The sequence below is a fragment of the Alteraurantiacibacter aestuarii genome (assembly GCF_039523595.1).
GTDB classification, from domain to species: domain Bacteria; phylum Pseudomonadota; class Alphaproteobacteria; order Sphingomonadales; family Sphingomonadaceae; genus Alteraurantiacibacter; species Alteraurantiacibacter aestuarii.
This window is the reverse complement of the sequence record NZ_BAAAFP010000002.1, coordinates 295,695-312,967: the sequence shown is the minus strand read 5'-3', so window position 1 is coordinate 312,967 and position 17,273 is coordinate 295,695. Positions and strand designations below refer to the sequence as shown.

Below are 17,273 nucleotides of genomic sequence, written 5' to 3'. Positions count from 1 at the left end.
AATGACCCGCGCCCTTATTGCCGCGGCCCTGTTTGCCACCTGCACCCTGTCGCTGCCTGCCGCAGCCCAGCAGGACCCGCGTCTGGTTGACCGGCTTTACGATCCCGGTGAAGTTGTCCGCGTGGAAGGCCGCACCAATGTTCAGGCCACCATTCGCTTTGGCGAAGACGAGATGATCCAGAACGTTGCCATCGGCGATTCGCAGAAGTGGCAGGTGACCCCCAGCCGCAATGCCAACCTGCTGTTCGTGAAGCCACTGGCCGAACGCGCGACCACCAACATGACCGTGGTGACCAACGCCCGCGTCTATCTGTTCGATCTGGTGGCCAGCCCCAACCATCGCAATCCGCTGTATGTGATGACCTTCACCTATCCGGAGGAAATGCTGCCGGAAGAAGACGTGGAACTGGCAGAGGGCAGTGTGCCCGAAAGCGCCAATGCGACCGAAATGGCCGCCGCCCATGATGATCTGGCCGTGCTGGACCCTGCCACGCTGAACTTCGCCTGGTCGGGCGAGGGCGCGAGCGCGCTGCTGCCCGAGCAGATCTATGACAATGGTGAGGCGACATTCCTCGCCTGGCCGGTGGGTGAGGCGATGCCCGCCATTCTGGTGAAGGATGCGCAGGGCACCGAAGGCCCGGTCAATTTCGTCGTGCGCGGCGATGTGATCGTGCTCGACCTGGTGCCCACAGAAATCATCCTGCGATCGGGTGAAGCCTATGCCCGGCTGGTAAACAATGGTCCGGTTCAGACCCGTGGGGGCGCATCAGCCGCCCTCGCCGGGGCCTGAACGGAAGACGTGGAGGAAATCCGATGAAGCTTGCAATGCGCTTGCCCGAAAAGAATGCGCCCCGCGATACGGACCCGCGTGAGGATGCCTCTGCCGAGGTGATCGATCTCGCCAGCCGCACATCCTATCCCGTAGTGGCCAACCGCAGGGGCAAGTCCGATGCGCTGACCCTTGCCGCCGGTGTCGCCATTGTAGCGCTGATCGGTGGCGCGACATTTTACGGTTTCTATGCCAGCCGCATGAATGACGGCGGTGAAGCCGCTGCACCCGCCGCTGCGCAGCCTGCTGCCGCCATCGTGCCCGCGCCGGCGACCGATATCACCAGCCTGCCCAGCGCCAATGCCGGATCGGAGCAGGCACAGGTCGGCGTCGGTCCCGCGCCCGTGCTGGCGCAGCCGCCGCTGGAAGGTTACCAGCCCGCCATCAATCCCTATTCCTCGCCCACTCTGGTGTTCGATGCCGGTGTCGCTCCCAGCAATGTGTCCGCGCTGGCAGAAGCAGCAATATCCGCAACTGGTGAGGGCGGCACGATTCCCGGCTCCGGCTCGGCTGGCGATTTCGCCGCCCGGATCGGCGGCGTTGGCGGCGGACCGGCAATGGCGCGCAGCGATGTGAACCCCGCCACCACGGTGACGCAGGGCACGATGATCCCGGCCATTCTGGAAACCGCCATCGATACCGATGTGCCCGGCTATGTCCGCGCGGTGGTGAGCCAGGACGTGCGCAGCTTCGATGGCAGCCGCATCCTCGTGCCGCGCTCCAGCCGCCTTGTCGGCCAGTATCAGTCCGGCCTGCAAGCCGGGCAAAAGCGCGCCTATGTCATCTGGACCCGGCTGATCCGGCCCGATGGCGTTTCGGTCAACCTTGCCAGCCCGGCCACCGGCTTTGACGGCACCACCGGCCTTGCGGGCGACGTCAACAGCCACTTCTTCTCCCGCTTTGGGTCCGCCATGTTGCTGTCTGTCATCAGCGGGCTGACCACCATTGCCGGCGGCGGCGCTTCGATAGTTCTTGGCGGCGGAGAGAGCGCCGCCTCGACCGCGCTCCAGCAGGACGGCCAGCGCCCGCCCACGGTGCGCGTGCGGCAGGGTGAACCGATCCGCGTGTTCACCGCGCGCGATCTGGATTTCAGCCAGGCACCGCAGGTCTGACACCAGTCATGAGCGCCAGGATACACAAATTGGGTGAGATGTCGGAAGGCACTGCGCCGGTTGCACAGGACGGCGGCGCTGCACCCGCTGAGCCGCTTGTGGCCAGCGGCTCTGTCTATCTCGACGCCTATCTGGCACCGTTCCGTGAATGGCTGGACCGTGACACGGTGACTGAAATTCTGGTCAACCGGCCCGGAGAGATCTGGGTGGAAGATGCCGCGCGCCCCGGCATGCAGCGCGTGGAAGCACCGCAGGTGGATGACAAGCTGGTGCAGCGTCTGGCCGAACAGGTCGCGCGCGTCAGCCACCAGGGTATCAACCGCGAGCATCCATTGCTGGGGGCCACGCTTCCCGACGGCGCGCGCGTGCAGTTTTGCGGTCCGCCCGCCACGCGCAAGCACTGGGCGATGGCGATCCGTCGTCACCGCCGGCTGGACCTGCCGCTGGATGCCTATGATGCGGGGCCGCTGCACCAGCAGGCCGAGCATGACATGCCCGATCCCGTGGAGCAGCCGATCGCCTTCCTGCGCGCCGCCATTGCCGCGCGAAAGACCATTTTGATCTCCGGCGGCACCAGCACCGGCAAGACCACTTTCCTCAACGCCATGCTGGGCGAAATCCCGCGTGAAGAGCGCGTGGTGCTGGTGGAAGACACGCCCGAGCTCAAGCTGCCGGGCGCCAATGGCGTGGGACTGGTGGCCGTGAAGGGCGAACTGGGTGAGGCCAAGGTGACCGCCAACGAACTGCTGCAATCGGCCCTGCGCCTGCGCCCGGACCGCATCGTCCTGGGCGAATTGCGCGGCGCGGAGAGCGTATCCTTCCTGCGCGCCATCAACACCGGCCATCCCGGCAGTTTCTCCACCATTCACGCCAACAGCCTGCGCGGCGCGCTGGAACAGCTGAGCCTGATGGTGATGCAGACCGGTATCGGCCTGACCCGCAGCGACACCATCGCCTATGCCGCCAGCGTGATCGACGTGATCGTCCAGCTGGACCGCAGCAATGGCAAGCGCGGGATCAGCGCGATTGCCCGCTCCAGCGAAATCGCCTGAACCTTGAAGGCTCAAGACCTGAGCCAGAGGCTGTGACATGCGCGGCCAGTGTCTTGCGCGCGGCAGGCAAAAAGGCCACATCCTGATGACAACAGGCAGGCATGAATTGAACATCGGGCAATATTTGAAAATGAGGCGATGAGCACCGCCCCCCACACCACGGCAGCGGACCGGCTGAGCCCGGAAGACCGCTATTTCAACCGCGAGCTGAGCTGGCTTTCGTTCAATGAGCGCGTGCTGGCAGAGGCATGCAATCCCGCCTATCCGCTGCTGGAGCGGCTGCGCTTCCTGTCCATTTCGGGCAGCAATCTCGATGAATTCATGATGATCCGCGTGGCCGGACTGGCCGGACAGGTGCGATCCGGCGTGGGCCAGGTTTCGATCGACGGCAAGACCCCCAGCCAGCAACTGGCGGCGATCAACGCCAAGGTGCGCGAACTGGAAACGATGCAGCAGCGCACGCTTTCGGAATTGCGCCCGCTGCTGGAAGCCAACGGCATCCACATCAAGGGCGAAGACCGTATCGATACCGAGGCGGAGAACTGGCTGCGGCGCTATTTCCTCGATCACATCATGCCGGTGATCACGCCGCAGGCGATCGACCCGGCGCATCCCTTCCCGTTCGTTTCCAACCTCGGCATTGGCGCGCTGTTCAACCTTGTGCGTGAGGAAGATGGCAGCCAGTTGGTGGAAATGGTGCTGATCCCCTCTGCCCTGCCGCGTTTCATCCGCGTGCCGGGCGAGGAAGCGATCTATGTCGCCATAGAACGCCTGATCTGCCGTTTCGCCACACTGCTGTTCCCCGGCTTCCGGATAGAGGGAGACGGCGTTTTCCGCCTGCTGCGCGACAGCGATATCGAAGTGGAGGAAGAGGCAGAAGACCTGGTCCGCTATTTCCGCAGCGCCATCCAGCGCCGCCGCCGCGGACAGGTGATCATGCTGGAGATCGACGAAAGCTTCGATGCCGCCGCGGAGGAATTGCTGCGTGACAGGCTGGGGCTGGAACAGGCGCTGGTCACCAATACCGAAGGCATGCTGGGCATTGCCGGCCTTGCCAGCGTGGTCGACGAAGACCGCCCGGACCTGAAATTCACCCCCTACACACCCCGCTATCCCGAACGCGTGATGGAACATGACGGCGATTGCTTCGCCGCCATTCGCGAAAAGGACATCGTGGTCCACCACCCCTATGAAAGCTTCGAAGTGGTGGTCGATTTCCTGCGCCAGGCGGCCGCCGATCCGGCGGTGGTTTCGATCAAGCAGGCGCTTTATCGCGCCGGTCAGCAATCGCCCGTCATCAATGCGCTGTGCGCCGCTGCCGAGGCGGGCAAATCGGTCACTGCCGTGGTCGAACTGAAGGCCCGTTTTGACGAAGAACAGAACCTCAAATGGGCGGGCGAGCTGGAACGATCGGGCGTGCAGGTGATCTATGGCTTCGTGGACTGGAAAACCCACGCCAAGATTTCCATGGTCGTGCGCGCGGAAGACGGCGGATACCGCACATACTGCCATTTCGGCACCGGCAATTACCACCCGGTGACCACCAAGATTTACACCGACCTGTCGTATTTCACCGCCGATCCGGCATTCGGCCGCGATGCCTCGCGCCTGTTCAATTTCATCACCGGCTATGTCGAGCCTCCGGACCTTGAACGCATTGCCATCTCGCCGCTGAACCTGCGCGAGAAGCTTTATGAGAATATCGATAATGAGATCGCCAATGCACAGGCCGGACGGCCCGCCGCGATCTGGGTAAAGCTCAATTCGCTGACTGAAAAAGGCATCATAGACCGGTTTTACGAGGCCAGTCAGGCGGGGGTGCGGATTGTGCTGGTGGTGCGCGGCATCTGTTGCCTGCGTCCCGGTGTACCCGGCCTGTCTGACAATATCAGCGTGAAATCGATCATCGGGCGCTTTCTGGAACACAGCCGTATCTGGGCCTTTGCGGGCGGCGAGCCGCTGCCCAGCGATCAGGCGAAGATCTATATCTCCAGCGCCGACGCGATGAGCCGCAACCTCAACCGCCGGGTGGAAACGCTGGTGCCGATCACCAATCCCACCGTGCACGATCAGGTGCTGGAACAGGTGCTGCTGGCCAATTTGCTGGATACCGAGCAAAGCTGGCTGCTGGATGGGGAAACCGGGGAATATGAACGCGTGGAGGATGACGGCGAGCCGTTCAACTGCCACGAATATTTCATGGTCAATCCATCCCTCTCCGGTCGCGGCGGCGCTCTCAAGGACAGCCGCATTCCCAAACTGACGCTGCGCAAGGGCGGCATGTGACAGCTATCCGCAGGGGCACGCTGAATGGCGGGGTAGGTGACCGGCCCGATCGTGCAGTCATCGATATCGGTTCCAACACGGTGCGTCTGGTGATCTATTCCGGATCGCGCCGCGCACCCAACGTCTGGCTGAACGAAAAAGTCACCGCCAAGCTGGGCCGCGACCTGGCATCCACCGGCTCCATGCCGGACAAGGCGATGGATCTGGCGCTCTCGGGGCTGGCCCGCTTTGCCGCGATCCTTTCCGATATTGATGTGCGCGATGTGCAGGTGGTGGCAACCGCAGCGGTGCGCGATGCCCGCAACGGCCTCGAGTTTCTCGAACGGGTGCGCGCGCTTGGCCTGCAACCGCGCCTGCTGACGGGTGAGGAAGAGGCCACTATTTCAGCCTATGGCGTGATCGGTGCCTTTCCCGGCGCACAGGGCGTGGTGGCCGATCTTGGCGGTGGCAGCCTGGAACTGGTGGCCATCGGCGATGGCACCAGCCATGATGGCGTATCCCTGCCGCTGGGCACATTGCGCCTGCCTGCCCTGCGCGAAAAGGGTGAGGCAGCGTTCCGCAAGGCGGTGAACAAGGAGCTGGTCGGCGCGGACTGGGCCCGGCATCTGGATGGCCCGCTGTATCTGGTGGGCGGGACGTGGCGCGCCTTTGCCGCCTTTTCCATGTACCGCAGCAAATATCCGCTTTCCGATCCGCAAGCCTATTGCCTTTCCAACGAGGAGGCGGAGAAGGTCGCCCGCAAGCTGATGCAGATGCAGCCCGCGCAGCTCAGTTCGATCAGCGGAATATCCTCTTCACGCGCTGCGGGCCTGCCCGATGCCGCGGCCATGCTGCGGGTGATCCTCTCCACGCTCAAGCCCGATGGCATCGTGATTTCATCATGGGGCCTGCGCGAAGGCCTGCTGTTCCAACAGCTGGAACCCGCCGCGCGCGAGCAGGATCCGCTGCTGGCCGCTATCGCCCATTTCGTGGCTCCGCGCGGCGCCTCGCTCAGCGCTGCGGCGATGATCGCGGGTTGGACTTCGGGCGTGGTGGCGGGCAATGACAAGGCGCTGGAGCGGCTGCGCATGGCATCGATCATGCTGGCGATGGCGCAGGCGCGGCTGGAGCCGAACATGCGGCTGCGGCATTCGTTCGACTGGGCGATGGACAAGCGCTGGCTGGGCCTTGATCACAAGGGCCGCGCGATCATCGGCGCTGCCCTGCGCGGGGCTTGCGGCAAGCCCGAACCCACGCTGGAACTGCTGCAACTGGCGGAGGAGGAGGAACTGCGCGAGGCGGCGGGATGGGGGCTGGCGTTCCGCCTGTGCCGCCGGATCGGCGCGGGATCGCGTGCCTCCATGCTCACCAGCCGCCTCACCCGCGACGATGGCAGGTTGGTGCTGTGGCTGGACGAAAGCCGCGAACAGCTGGCATCGGACAGCGTGCAATCCGATCTCAAGACGCTGGCGCTGTGGCTCAATTGCGAACCTGAACTGCGCATCGGCCAGGCCTGACCGCTCCCCGCCGGAGTTGCGGGTGAGGACTCCTTGACATTTTTGTGACCATGTTACGCAATTGTTGCAGGGCCTGCGCAAAACAGGTCTGCTGTGCGACCACCTATTCATCGAGGACAGACATGGTTTCAAAGGCATCGACCCAGGCTCCACATGCAGCGAATGATACGCTGCCCCCCGCCCCTGAAGCCGCCCCTGAAGCCGCCCCCGCAGCCGCAGCCGCTACCGCCGTGGATCAGGATTCGCTGGATGTGAAAGCACTGGCCAAGGGCGTGCTGGCGCGCGATTTTCGCCCCAAGGTTTCCACGGTGCGCCGTCTGGCAGAGGCGGTGCTGGCAAAGTCTGCTGAAACCGGGAAGAAAAAGAAGAAGAAGAAGGCGTCCGCCTCCGGGAAATCAGGCGGCAAGAAGCGCAAGCTGGCCAGAATTCCGGGTCAGAAGGACAAGAAGTAAGGCGCGAACAGCCATATAGCCGGGCCGTCCGCGCTCCTTACCCTGCACCCCTAACCTTCAGGCGAACTTGTCCTGTGACTGTTCGTGAAAAGGCCGCGTGTCGGCAGGTTCGCTGCGGTAGGGCGGGCGCTGGGGCAAGGTGCGCTCCCCCTTCCACGGGATCTGGTCCACATCGGTCCATGCATTGACCGTCAGGCGCCAGAACTTCCAGCGCCCGTCTTCGCGGATCAGCCGATCGTCGCGCGTGCCGATGCCGAACACGAAATTGGTGCGGTAATCGGCGTTCCACTGGATGATCTGGAAAAAGCACCGCACCCGCGCGCCTTCTTCATGCGGGTCCATGATGAACTGGCTCATCAGGTGCTGGCGGCCATACCACCAGTGCTGGCGATCGTACCAAAGGCTGCGCAGATTCTCGCGAATGGCATCATGGCCCTTCACCTTGCCCTGCCACAGGTGATCGAATTCGGCATCGCGGGCGAAAGTGCCGATCGCCTGTTCCTCATCCGCCAGATCGATGCCCCAGGCATAGCGGGCATAAAGCTCCTCTATCTCCCCGCGGTCGTCCGCCGGCATGATCTGCGGCACCCCATCTGGCCAGCACGGCTGGTTCATCAATTTGCCTCCCGTCAAATGCGCGCTTGATTTGCGCGCCTAATGCTATTTGAATCACGGGCTATCACAAGGGAGAGAGCGATGCCGGAAGTATTTCAGGCCTTTCACAGTTTCGGCCTGCAAAAGCGCATGCCGATGCGTTTTGAAGCCGATGTCTTTGAATGCGAAGTGGAAGGCGAAATTCCGGCCGAGTTGCAGGGTGCCTATTATCGCACCGGCGGTGATCGCCAGTTCCCCACGCTGGAGGATGACATCATCCTCAACGGCGATGGCATGTTCTCCATGTTCCGCTTCGACAATGGCCATGTCAGCTATCGCAGCCGCTACGTGCAGACCCAGCGCCTGAAGGCGGAGCGGGAGGCGCGGCGGCGGCTGTACGGTGCCTATCGCAACAAGTATTCCGACGATGAAAGCGTCTCCAACCTCCCCAACCGTGACAACACCGGCAACACCTATGCCTTTGCTCACCACGGCGAGCTGTACGCCCTGCGCGAGGATTCGCGGCCCTACAGGCTCGATCCGCAAACGCTCGACACGCTGGAGATCGGCGAGTTCGGCACGCTGAAGTCGACCGCATTGACCGCCCATCCCAAGATCGATCCCAAGACCGGCGAATGGTGGAGCTACGGGGTTTTTGCCGGCGGAGAGCCGACCACCGATGCCAGCCTGCACGTGTTCGACAAGTCGGGCAGGCTGATCCGCGAGAACTGGTTCCACACCCCCTATCCCGGCCTGAGCCATGACTGGGGCGTGACGCGCGAGCACCTGATCTTCCCGATCATGCCGCTGACCGCCAGCGATGCGCGGCTGCGGGCGGGCGGCGATTATTACCAGTACGATCCTGACCTGCCGAGCAAATGGGGGATCATGCCGCGCGGTGGCACGCCCGATCAGATGCGCTGGTTCGATATTCCCGGCATCGTGATGGGCCATGTGATGAACGCCTATAGCGAGGGCACCAAAGTCATCATCGATACGCCGTGTTCGCCCGGAAACTGCTTCAGCTTCTTCAAGGACAAGCACGGCAACCAGCCTGCCCCGGCGGAAACCATCACCCAGATCACCCGCATCGTGTTCGATCTTTCCAAGCCCGATAGTGAGGCGGTTTCACTGCACCCGGTCAATGGCGCGCTGGGCGACATGCCCCGCATCGATGACCGCTTCGCGATGGAGAAATATCGCACCGGCTATTTTGCCCTGCGCGATTTCCCGCAGATGGGCATCGGCCAGATCGACTGGGAGACAGGCGAGGTCAAAGTGCATGAGCTGGAAGGCGCCGCATCGCAGGAACCGCTGTTCGTGCCGCGCTCTGCCTATAGCGCCGAAGGCGATGGTTTCGTGCTTGTCGCGGTTGACCGCATGGCGGAAAAGCGCATGGATCTGCTGATTCTGGATGGCAATGATGTCAGCCGTCCGCCACTCGCCACAATCAAACTGCCTTTTGCCCAGCCGATGGCGTTTCACGGCTGCTGGATGCCCGCATAGGAGAATATGGGAATGACTGATCTGACCAAGGCCAAGGCCGTGCTGGAAGCGCAGCTGGCCGAACTCGAAACGCGCCTGAGCCATATTGAGCGCGATCTGGCCGAACCGCTCGATCCCGATTCATCCGAACGCGCGGTGCAGATGGAAGATGACGAATCGCTGGAAGGCCAGGCGGCCATCGTCTCACGCGATGTCGCCTCGACCCGGCGCGCCCTGCTGCGGGTGGAAGACGGCAGCTATGGCACCTGCATGCAGTGCGGCGATGATATCTCCGCCAATCGCCTTGCCGCGCGGCCCGAAGCCGCCTTGTGCATAGACTGCGCGCGCAAGGTCTGATCGTTAGCGGGTTTCGGCCTAAATCTTGGGCAATTGATGCGTCTGGTCGAGCCGGTGGAGCACTTCATCCATCGGCTCGGTCACCGTGACGCTGCGCCCTTCGCCAAAGCGGATGCGCGTTCCGTCCTCGACCGAGGAGATGAAGGAGACCTGCGACGCGTTGACGACGACCGGGACCCTGTCGACGCTTACGAATTTTACGAACACATGCATTCTCCTGCCTTGTGGCCGGTCGGAATGTGCCGGCCTTGATTGCACCAGATTACGCCATCCGCCGCCGCTGTCCATGAAATGCTGCGGGCAAAATGCGCCCGCCGGGCCGGTTTAACCAAATGCTGACGGGAGTGCGCTAATGCTCGGCCCGGTAAGCAGATCGACCATGGCAATTGAGAACACACTTCCGGCCGCGCCGCAGCAGGGGACGCAGGACACGCAGGCCCCCGCCGCCGCGCCCGCAAGCGTGCGCCCCATGTTCGTGGTGCGCACCGTGCTGATCGTAATCTCGGTGGTGGCAATCATCGCCTCCGCACTGAACGCGGCCGGGGCCTGGTTCCCGTCCATCCCCTATCTGGGATCGCGCGGGTCGTCTGCCATCACCCATTATACGGTCTATATGGTCGCAGTTCCGCTGCTGGCCAGCATCGTGCTGGCATCGTTCGGCGGCTGGCGTCGCGGCGCCGGGAAAGTGCTGATAACGGCGGGCGCGGTCAGCACCGTGCTGTCGCTGGCAGGCGCGGCACGGATGGTGGCGGTCGCCTGGCAGAACGATGTTACCGTGTCTCTCCTGCCGCTGCTGGACCCTGTCGCCATTGTGCGAACGCCGGTTTCGACGATCCGGGATTCGGTCACCGACAACAACGGCAAGCAGCTGGACTTCGCCATTTACCCGCCTGCCGGTGGTGCCGGCGATGCACCAGTCCTCGCCTATATCCACGGCGGCGGCTTTACCGGCGGGAGTTATCTGACGCGCGGAGACGATCTGGGCTGGTTCGCCGATCAGGGCTTTCTGGTCATCTCGCTCGAATATGGCCTGTCCACGCAGGACGATCATCGCTGGGATCGCACTTTGGGCGAAATCGGCTGCGCCCTCGCATGGATCCGCTCCAATGCGCAGCGCTGGGGCGGCGATGGCAAGCGGATCGCGGTCCTGGGAGAATCGGCGGGCGGCAATCTCGCCCTCAACGCAGGTTATCGCCGTGCGGATGGCACATTGCCCGTGTCGTGCGATGGCGAAGCGGCGCAAGTGGCTGCAATCGGCGCCATCTATCCGGTGATCAGCGTGGCCGATTTCCACGACAATCCGCATTTCGAATATGCACCCGCATCCCGGCGCATGGCATCCTTCTATACCGGCGGCACACCGCGCGAATATCCTGAGCGCTATGCCAGCCTGGACCCGGTGCAATATCTGACGCCGGAAGCGCCGCCGGCATTGGTGCTGCACGGTACCAACGATTCAACGGTGCAGATCGATGCCGCCAATTACTGGTTTGAAAATGCCCGCAGGGTTGGCGCGCCCGCGCGGCTGATCACCCTGCCGCTGGCCGAACACGCTTTCGACAAGCGCGCATCGATCAGCAACCAGATCATGCGCCAGACCATGCGCGATCTGTTCCGCGACCAGCTGCGCTGAGATCAGGGCAGCTGCGTCCCGTGCGTTTCGCGCAGCGGGATTCCGGCGGGATCGAAATCATCCAGGCAGAAGACATTCACGCCATAGCTGTCTGGCATCATGCGCTTGCGGTGGAAGGTGTAGATGCCGCAGGTCCCGCAGAAGAAATGCCGCGCCGTGCCGGTGTGAAAGCGATATTCGCGCAGGCTTTCCTCACCCGAAAGCAGGCGGAAATCATCCTCATGCACGCGCACCATCAGCGCATTCTTCTTGCGGCAGATCGAACAGTCGCAGGTGGTCAGCTCAGGGAAATCGCTGGTGATGGCGAATTTCACCGCCCCGCAATGGCAGCTGCCCTGATAGTCCGCCCGCTCGCGCGTCACCGGGTAACGCGCCGCACGAAGTCTGCCACCATGGTCTCTGTCTCCAGCTGGTCGCTGCCGATGGAAAGCGCGGGCGAGAGGTGGTTGTGGCCGGAGAGGAAATGCATTTCCGGGTAGCGGCCCTGCGCCTGCGTGAACTGGGTCACCACTTGCGCTGCCTGGCGGTGAAAATCGTCCGGGTCGAATTCGGCGACTGAAAACTGCAACGGGATCGATGAATTGAGCATGCCCGCCATGCACGAAGCAGGCCCCCAGCCCTTGCGATCTTCGCCGTAATAGGCCTCTGCAAAGCTGTTGGGCTCGGCAGTCATGGTGTCGTAGATCCCGCTCATCAGAACGGCACCGGCAATGCCGCCGCCCTCCACCGCATGATGCTGACGGTGCGCGACATAGCCTGCCACATGCGTTGCCCCGGCGGACTGTCCGGCCAGCACGATCTTGTCCGGATTGCCGCCGTGGCTGGCGATATTCTCACGCAGCCATTCGACCACCAGCTTGAGGTCTTCAGGTCCGGCGGGGTATTTGTGCGCCGGGGCAAGCCGATAGGTGATCGTCACCCCCACCATGCCGTGCCGGGCAGCAAAATCGCCCATGTTGGAATAGAAGGGGGAGCCTTCGGTATGCTTGTCCCCCATCACGAAACCGCCACCGTGGACAAACACCAGAACCGGTGCATCCCTGGGGGACAGCATGGAGAAGATATCAAGCTTGTGCCGCTCATCCGGGCCATAGGACAGATCGCGCACGACCTTGGTCTCTGGGTGCAGGCCCTTGTTGATGGCCGCCATCATGGCTTGTGTCCCGCCGAGCATTTCTGGCGAGAGATCGGGACCAAATGCTTGCAGTCTTGCGCGCATATCTGGCGTCATTCAGGTGTCTCCATCAACAGCACGGGCTTGATTGCCTTGCCGCTGTGCGCATCGGCAAAGGCACGGGAAATATCGGCAAAGGGGTAGAAGCTGATCATGCGGTCAAACGGGAAGCGCCCCTGCCGCCAGTAATCGGCCAGCTTGGGCAGGAAAATGCCGGGATGGGCATCGCCGCCCAATATGCCGCGCAACTGCTTGCCGCCCGCCAGCATGCCGAACATCTGCGGCGCCCATTCGCCGCGCGGCGCGGCCACGAAGCCGGCGGTGCCGTTCATCGCCAGCACGTCCAGCGCCAGAGTGTGAACGCTCGGCACATTGGTGGTGTTGAAGGTGAAATCCACACCGCGCCCGGTGATGCCGCGGATCTTGGCGGCAAGATCATCTTCATCGCCGGGCAGGCAATCGGTCGCGCCAAATTCACGCGCCAGTTCCAGCCGGACGGGGTCAAGGTCCACCGCAACGATGCGCCTGGCGCCCACCAGCCTGGCCGCCATCACTGCCGAAAGGCCCACGCCTCCGGTCCCGAAGATGGCGATTGTGTCGCCATAGCCGACTTTCAACGCCTCTATGACCCCGCCAGCCCCGGTTATGATCCCGCAGCCAAGCGGTCCCAGCTTCTCCAGCGGCAGATCCTTGTCCATCTTCACCGCCGTGCGCTGGGGCACGATGGAGTGGGTGGCAAAGCTCGACTGGCCGAAGAAATGCGAGTGGATTGCAGCCCCGTCGCTGCACAGCGCAGTGGAGCCATCGAGGCGCTTTCCGCCAAAGCACAGCGGCATGGCCAGATCGCAATAGGTGGGACGATTATCGAGGCATGACGGGCATTTACCGCAGCTGTTACCGCTCAGGATCACGTGATCGCCCAGTGCGAAACCGGTCACCCCCTCACCCAGTTTCTCCACCACGCCTGCGCCTTCATGGCCCAGCACAATGGGTTGCGGCGAATGGCGTCCGGGATGTTCATGCAGATCGGTGTGGCAGATACCGGTGGCGACCAGGCGGATGCGCATCTCGCCAGCGCGCGGTTCCTCCTGCTCAAGCTCGGTCAATTGCGGCGCATCGCCGCCTCGTCCGCTGAGTGCGGCGGTGATTTTCATGCTTCCGGCCTCCCCGGGGGCGGTCCCAGATGATGATCGTTCTGGATATTGGCAACATCGCCATGCTGCACCATCAGGCTCTTGCGGCGCAGGAAGCGGCGCAGCGATTCCGGTCCGATGCGCGGGGCGCCGTGGCCCGACCAGCCGAAGCTGTCAGACCCGAAAGTGCGCAATTTGGCGAACGTCAGGAACGTGTCCTGCAGGAAGATTCCGCCCGCATTGATGCGCCTGCCGATGGCCTTGGCCTCCTCCGCATCGCCCGCGATCACGCTGGCGGTAAGGCCGAACTGCGTATCATTGGCCAGCCGGATCGCCTCCTCGGTGTCGGAATAGGCCATCACCGGGATACACGGCCCGAAAGTCTCATCGCGCATGATCTCCATGTCATGCGTCACGCCGGTCAGCACCGTGGGGCGCAGGTACAGCCCGCCGCCAATATTCTCCACCGCGCCGCCGGTCAGCACCATGGCGCCCTTGGCCACGGCATCGGCGATGTGGCGGGTGACGATCTCTGCCTGCGGGGCGAAGGTGAAGGGACCGATATGGCCGGCACGCGGATTATCGGAATTGAGGCGCACGGCCTGCGCCTGCTCCACCAGCTTCGCCACGAATGCATCGTGCACGCTCTCGTGCACATAGACCCGCTCAATCGAATAGCAGACCTGCCCCGTGGCATAGACCGCGCCGCGCAGCACCGAGGTTACCGCGCGGTCCAGATCGGCATTTTCGGTGACGATGCACGGGTCCTTGCCGCCCAGTTCCAGATTGCACGGGATCAGCCGTTCGGCGCAGGCAATCGCCACCTTGCGGCCCGTGGGGACGGAGCCGGTGAAGCAGATCGTATCGACCTCGGCAATCAGCGCCTGGCCAACGTCGGCCGCGCCGGAGACGTAATCGAACACCGCTGCCAGTTCGGGCACTTCGCGCACGGTTTCAAACAATGTCTCGATCACGCGCGGGGTCACTTCGCTGGGCTTCAGCAACACGGCGGAGCCGGCAAACAGTGCCGGCACCGCATCCAGCAACGCCAGCATCAGCGGGGCGTTCCACGGGCTGATCACCCCGGTCAGCGGCATGGCGACAACCTGCGATTCCAGCTCCACGCTGGGCATGGTGAAGCTTTTGCCTTCCCATTTCAGGTCGGCGAAAGCCTTTGGCGCATCCTGCAGCCAGCCGCCCACATTGGCCATGGTGATGAAGCCCTGGACGTATGACGTGTGGCAGCCGCCGGTATCGTGCGCATCGGCCTCGCCAATGTCGCCAGCGCGGGTTTTCACCACCTCCAGCCAGCGCGCCATGACGCCGCAGCGCGCATCCACGCCCATCGCCTCCCATGCGATCTGGTTTTCACGCAGGCGTGCAGCCTTGGCTGCTACCTCCTCCCGCGATGAAACCTGCAGCTGGAAATCGACTTCGCCACTGCGTGGATTGCGCACATTCAGCACGGCAGGCCGTGATGCCATTTGATCCTCCCTGTTTGCCAGTGAACCTAATCTCTCAGGCCAGCCGAGAATAGGGAAATTTCCCTATGCAACAGGATCAGAAGCCGTAGCGCAGGCCCAGCCAGACGGTCTGCGGCACGCCGATATCCATCGATCCGCCCTGGTTGCGCGTGACGATCGTCTCATCGAACAGGTTCTCCACCCGGGCGACAGCCGAAAGGCGGCCCGCGACCGGCATTTGCGCAAACAGATCCACCGTGGTGGCGGCAGGCAGAACGTCGGTTTCCTGATCGTCCTCGAACTGGCTGGAGACATGGCGCAGCGTGGCGGCAAAGTTCATCCCGTTGTCGGCGCGATAGCTGGCCGTGGCACTGGCGGAGAACTTGGGCGTCTGCGACGGCGTGAGGCCATCCAGACCGGCGGCAAAGCCGGTGCCGCGCACTTCGGAATTGGTAAGCGCCATGCTGGCATCAAATCCCCACGGTCCGCGCTGCACGGATGTGGCAAATTCCACCCCGAAGGCATCGATCGCATCCAGATTCTGCCGTTCACGCAGGTTGGTGGCGATGGTGACATTGGCGATGGCGTTCTTCACCTTGTTGTCGAACACGGTGACGGAAAAGCGCGTGCCGGGATCGACCGCGAAATCGGCCCCGACTTCATAGCCTTCCAGCTTTTCGGGAACGAGGTTCTCATTGGCATTGGTCGTCACCGGGAAGACCACGAACGGGCGGTACAGCTCATTCAGGGTGGGCAGGCGCAGGCCGGTATAGGCCGCCGCGCGGAAGGTGATCACATCATTGGCCTGAACCAGGGCGCCCGCGCGCCAAGTCACTTCCCAGTCGGAGCGATTGGCATAGCTGTCATTGCGCACCGGCGCGCCCGCACCGGTGAAGCTGCGGTAATAGCCATCCTTGATCGCATAGCGGTCTGCGCGCAGGCCGCCGGTCAGCGTGACCGGGCCAAGCTCGATATCGTTCTCTGCAAACAGGCCGAAGTTGGTGTTCACACCGCCGGCAAAGCGTTCCTCGGTCAAGTTGCCGGAGAAGGCGCTGTAGGCATCTTCGAACAGGTCGCCCGCGCTGCGGCGGAAATCGGCACCAAGGCGCAGCGTCATGTCATCACCCACGGGCGGGCGCACCTCGATCTTGCCGCCCTGCCCTTCCGCAGGCGTGTTCTTCTGGTCGAGAACGGGCACATAGCGGGTGGAGGACACGATGATATTGCTGAAATTGCGCCACTGGGCATAGGCCAGCGCGTCCACCTGCCATGATCCGCGGCTGACCAGTCGCAGGCTGACATCTTCACCTGATGTGGTGCTGTCCGCGCCTTCGAAACGCAGCGTGCGGCTGGTCTCGAAAGCCGAACCGCGCAGCTGCAATTCTACCGGGCCAAGGCTCTGCACAAGGCGTCCGCTGGCGGACCAGTCATCAAAATTGGCGCGGCTGGTGGCGGGCACACGGTCCGCCAGAGGCGTGGTGAAGAAGCCATCGCCGCGATCCCACCGACCGCTGAACACGGCATAACCATTGCCAAATTCCGGCGCGATGCTGGCGGACATTTCGGTGTCTTCACGCTGGTTGGCCAGCACCTGTCCGGTGAACAGGCCAAGCGCGGAAGCATCGGCGCTGTTGAGCTCTATCGTGCCAGCTAGAGCGCCCGAGCCGAACGGGCCGGAACCGCCGCCACGCGTGACGTGGATGAGGCCGAGCCGCTCAGGCGCAATGGCGCTGAACGGGATATGGCCGAAGAACGGATCGGTCATCGGCACGCCGTCCAGCAACACCAGCGCGCGGCTGGTGGCATTGCCGCCAAGCGCGCGCAGCGTGGCGCCCTGCGCCGTGGGATTGGCCGAACGGCTGTCCGAACGGCGGAATTGCTGGAAGCCGGCGACATTGCTCAGCACGTCTTCCAGACGGCCCGAACCAGAGCTGACGATCTGCTCACGCTCAATCTCGACATGCGAATAGGCGGGCGTGGCGGGCGTTTCTGCCAGGCCATCGCCCAGCACGACGATGACTGTCTCTTCTGCCGGATCCGCGGGCTCCTCCTGTGCGAAAGCGGGAGCGGCGATCAGCATGGTTGCAGTGCTGGCAAGGAGCAGGGTTTTCATGGTGGAAATCATCCCAAATTGATTTTGTCCGGCGCGCTTTAGCGTCTCATGCTTGCCGCGTCACCCCGGCAATGGCAGGAAGGCAATCGGAGAG

The 17,273-nt window shown here is 63.2% G+C and carries 16 protein-coding genes; 9 read left to right on the top strand and 7 right to left on the bottom strand.

The annotated features are described in order from the left end of the window. The first annotated feature begins 1 nt into the window (after position 1). From ABDZ98_RS05135 to ABDZ98_RS05110, 6 genes are all read left to right on the top strand, one after another. The gene (locus ABDZ98_RS05135) at positions 2–790 is read left to right on the top strand and encodes a TrbG/VirB9 family P-type conjugative transfer protein (protein ID WP_160589351.1); all 789 of its coding nucleotides are present in this window, start codon (positions 2–4) and stop codon (positions 788–790) included. A gap of 23 nt (positions 791–813) precedes the next feature. Next, complete coding sequence (locus tag ABDZ98_RS05130) at positions 814–1,941, top strand: TrbI/VirB10 family protein (RefSeq protein ID WP_237437307.1); 1,128 nt, start codon at positions 814–816, stop codon at positions 1,939–1,941. 8 nt (positions 1,942–1,949) lie between these two features. After that, the gene (gene virB11, locus ABDZ98_RS05125; RefSeq protein ID WP_202385886.1) at positions 1,950–2,993 is read left to right on the top strand and encodes a P-type DNA transfer ATPase VirB11; all 1,044 of its coding nucleotides are present in this window, start codon (positions 1,950–1,952) and stop codon (positions 2,991–2,993) included. Positions 2,994–3,131: 138 nt separating this feature from the next. Beyond that, positions 3,132–5,279: an RNA degradosome polyphosphate kinase gene (locus tag ABDZ98_RS05120; protein WP_160589350.1), complete on the top strand. Its 2,148-nt coding sequence runs from the start codon at positions 3,132–3,134 to the stop codon at positions 5,277–5,279. Beyond that, entirely contained in the window at positions 5,276–6,775 is a 1,500-nt protein-coding gene (locus tag ABDZ98_RS05115) for a Ppx/GppA phosphatase family protein (RefSeq protein WP_160589349.1), read from the top strand. The genes ABDZ98_RS05120 and ABDZ98_RS05115 overlap by 4 nt, the downstream gene beginning before the upstream one ends. A gap of 122 nt (positions 6,776–6,897) precedes the next feature. Next, positions 6,898–7,227: a hypothetical protein gene (locus ABDZ98_RS05110; protein ID WP_160589348.1), complete on the top strand. Its 330-nt coding sequence runs from the start codon at positions 6,898–6,900 to the stop codon at positions 7,225–7,227. Positions 7,228–7,284: 57 nt separating this feature from the next. Here the strand turns inward: ABDZ98_RS05110 and ABDZ98_RS05105 are convergent, their stop codons facing one another. Then, positions 7,285–7,842 carry a nuclear transport factor 2 family protein gene (locus ABDZ98_RS05105; protein WP_160589347.1) on the bottom strand — a complete coding sequence of 186 codons (558 nt, stop codon included), beginning with the start codon at positions 7,840–7,842 and terminating at the stop codon, positions 7,285–7,287. An 81-nt stretch (positions 7,843–7,923) separates the two neighbouring features. Here ABDZ98_RS05105 and ABDZ98_RS05100 point away from each other — a divergent pair, with 81 nt between their 5' ends. Both ABDZ98_RS05100 and ABDZ98_RS05095 read left to right on the top strand, forming a co-directional pair. Next, positions 7,924–9,327 carry a carotenoid oxygenase family protein gene (locus tag ABDZ98_RS05100; RefSeq protein ID WP_160589346.1) on the top strand — a complete coding sequence of 468 codons (1,404 nt, stop codon included), beginning with the start codon at positions 7,924–7,926 and terminating at the stop codon, positions 9,325–9,327. A 12-nt stretch (positions 9,328–9,339) separates the two neighbouring features. After that, positions 9,340–9,663 carry a TraR/DksA family transcriptional regulator gene (locus tag ABDZ98_RS05095; RefSeq protein WP_160589345.1) on the top strand — a complete coding sequence of 108 codons (324 nt, stop codon included), beginning with the start codon at positions 9,340–9,342 and terminating at the stop codon, positions 9,661–9,663. 18 nt (positions 9,664–9,681) lie between these two features. Here ABDZ98_RS05095 and ABDZ98_RS05090 read toward each other — a convergent pair whose 3' ends face one another. Further along, positions 9,682–9,870 (bottom strand): hypothetical protein, encoded by a 189-nt coding sequence (locus ABDZ98_RS05090; protein WP_237437351.1) that lies wholly within the window; start codon positions 9,868–9,870, stop codon positions 9,682–9,684. 172 nt (positions 9,871–10,042) lie between these two features. Here ABDZ98_RS05090 and ABDZ98_RS05085 point away from each other — a divergent pair, with 172 nt between their 5' ends. Then, entirely contained in the window at positions 10,043–11,296 is a 1,254-nt protein-coding gene (locus ABDZ98_RS05085) for an alpha/beta hydrolase (protein ID WP_160589343.1), read from the top strand. A 2-nt stretch (positions 11,297–11,298) separates the two neighbouring features. Here the strand turns inward: ABDZ98_RS05085 and ABDZ98_RS05080 are convergent, their stop codons facing one another. The 5 genes from ABDZ98_RS05080 to ABDZ98_RS05060 all read right to left on the bottom strand — a co-directional run bounded on the left by ABDZ98_RS05080 (position 11,299) and on the right by ABDZ98_RS05060 (position 17,179). Beyond that, entirely contained in the window at positions 11,299–11,658 is a 360-nt protein-coding gene (locus tag ABDZ98_RS05080; RefSeq protein ID WP_160589342.1) for a GFA family protein, read from the bottom strand. Continuing rightward, complete coding sequence (locus ABDZ98_RS05075; RefSeq protein WP_160589341.1) at positions 11,655–12,527, bottom strand: alpha/beta hydrolase; 873 nt, start codon at positions 12,525–12,527, stop codon at positions 11,655–11,657. The genes ABDZ98_RS05080 and ABDZ98_RS05075 overlap by 4 nt, the downstream gene beginning before the upstream one ends. After that, positions 12,524–13,624, bottom strand: a complete 1,101-nt coding sequence (locus ABDZ98_RS05070) for an NAD(P)-dependent alcohol dehydrogenase (RefSeq protein WP_160589340.1) — start codon at positions 13,622–13,624, stop codon at positions 12,524–12,526. Before ABDZ98_RS05070 ends, ABDZ98_RS05075 begins: the two co-directional genes overlap by 4 nt. Then, positions 13,621–15,087 (bottom strand): aldehyde dehydrogenase family protein, encoded by a 1,467-nt coding sequence (locus ABDZ98_RS05065; protein WP_160589339.1) that lies wholly within the window; start codon positions 15,085–15,087, stop codon positions 13,621–13,623. Before ABDZ98_RS05065 ends, ABDZ98_RS05070 begins: the two co-directional genes overlap by 4 nt. A gap of 76 nt (positions 15,088–15,163) precedes the next feature. Next, positions 15,164–17,179: a TonB-dependent receptor domain-containing protein gene (locus tag ABDZ98_RS05060; protein ID WP_160589338.1), complete on the bottom strand. Its 2,016-nt coding sequence runs from the start codon at positions 17,177–17,179 to the stop codon at positions 15,164–15,166. Positions 17,180–17,273: the final 94 nt, after the last annotated feature.

Bases quoted from the DNA above. Each gene is read 5' to 3' on its own strand.
- ABDZ98_RS05135 (WP_160589351.1), top strand. From the start codon at position 2: ATGACCCGCGCCCTTATTGCCGCGGCCCTGTTTGCCACCTGCACCCTG.
- ABDZ98_RS05130 (WP_237437307.1), top strand. From the start codon at position 814: ATGAAGCTTGCAATGCGCTTGCCCGAAAAGAATGCGCCCCGCGATACG.
- virB11 (WP_202385886.1), top strand. From the start codon at position 1,950: ATGAGCGCCAGGATACACAAATTGGGTGAGATGTCGGAAGGCACTGCG.
- ABDZ98_RS05120 (WP_160589350.1), top strand. From the start codon at position 3,132: ATGAGCACCGCCCCCCACACCACGGCAGCGGACCGGCTGAGCCCGGAA.
- ABDZ98_RS05110 (WP_160589348.1), top strand. From the start codon at position 6,898: ATGGTTTCAAAGGCATCGACCCAGGCTCCACATGCAGCGAATGATACG.
- ABDZ98_RS05105 (WP_160589347.1), bottom strand. From the start codon at position 7,842: ATGAACCAGCCGTGCTGGCCAGATGGGGTGCCGCAGATCATGCCGGCG.
- ABDZ98_RS05100 (WP_160589346.1), top strand. From the start codon at position 7,924: ATGCCGGAAGTATTTCAGGCCTTTCACAGTTTCGGCCTGCAAAAGCGC.
- ABDZ98_RS05095 (WP_160589345.1), top strand. From the start codon at position 9,340: ATGACTGATCTGACCAAGGCCAAGGCCGTGCTGGAAGCGCAGCTGGCC.
- ABDZ98_RS05085 (WP_160589343.1), top strand. From the start codon at position 10,043: ATGGCAATTGAGAACACACTTCCGGCCGCGCCGCAGCAGGGGACGCAG.
- ABDZ98_RS05075 (WP_160589341.1), bottom strand. From the start codon at position 12,527: ATGACGCCAGATATGCGCGCAAGACTGCAAGCATTTGGTCCCGATCTC.
- ABDZ98_RS05070 (WP_160589340.1), bottom strand. From the start codon at position 13,624: ATGAAAATCACCGCCGCACTCAGCGGACGAGGCGGCGATGCGCCGCAA.
- ABDZ98_RS05065 (WP_160589339.1), bottom strand. From the start codon at position 15,087: ATGGCATCACGGCCTGCCGTGCTGAATGTGCGCAATCCACGCAGTGGC.
- ABDZ98_RS05060 (WP_160589338.1), bottom strand. From the start codon at position 17,179: ATGAAAACCCTGCTCCTTGCCAGCACTGCAACCATGCTGATCGCCGCT.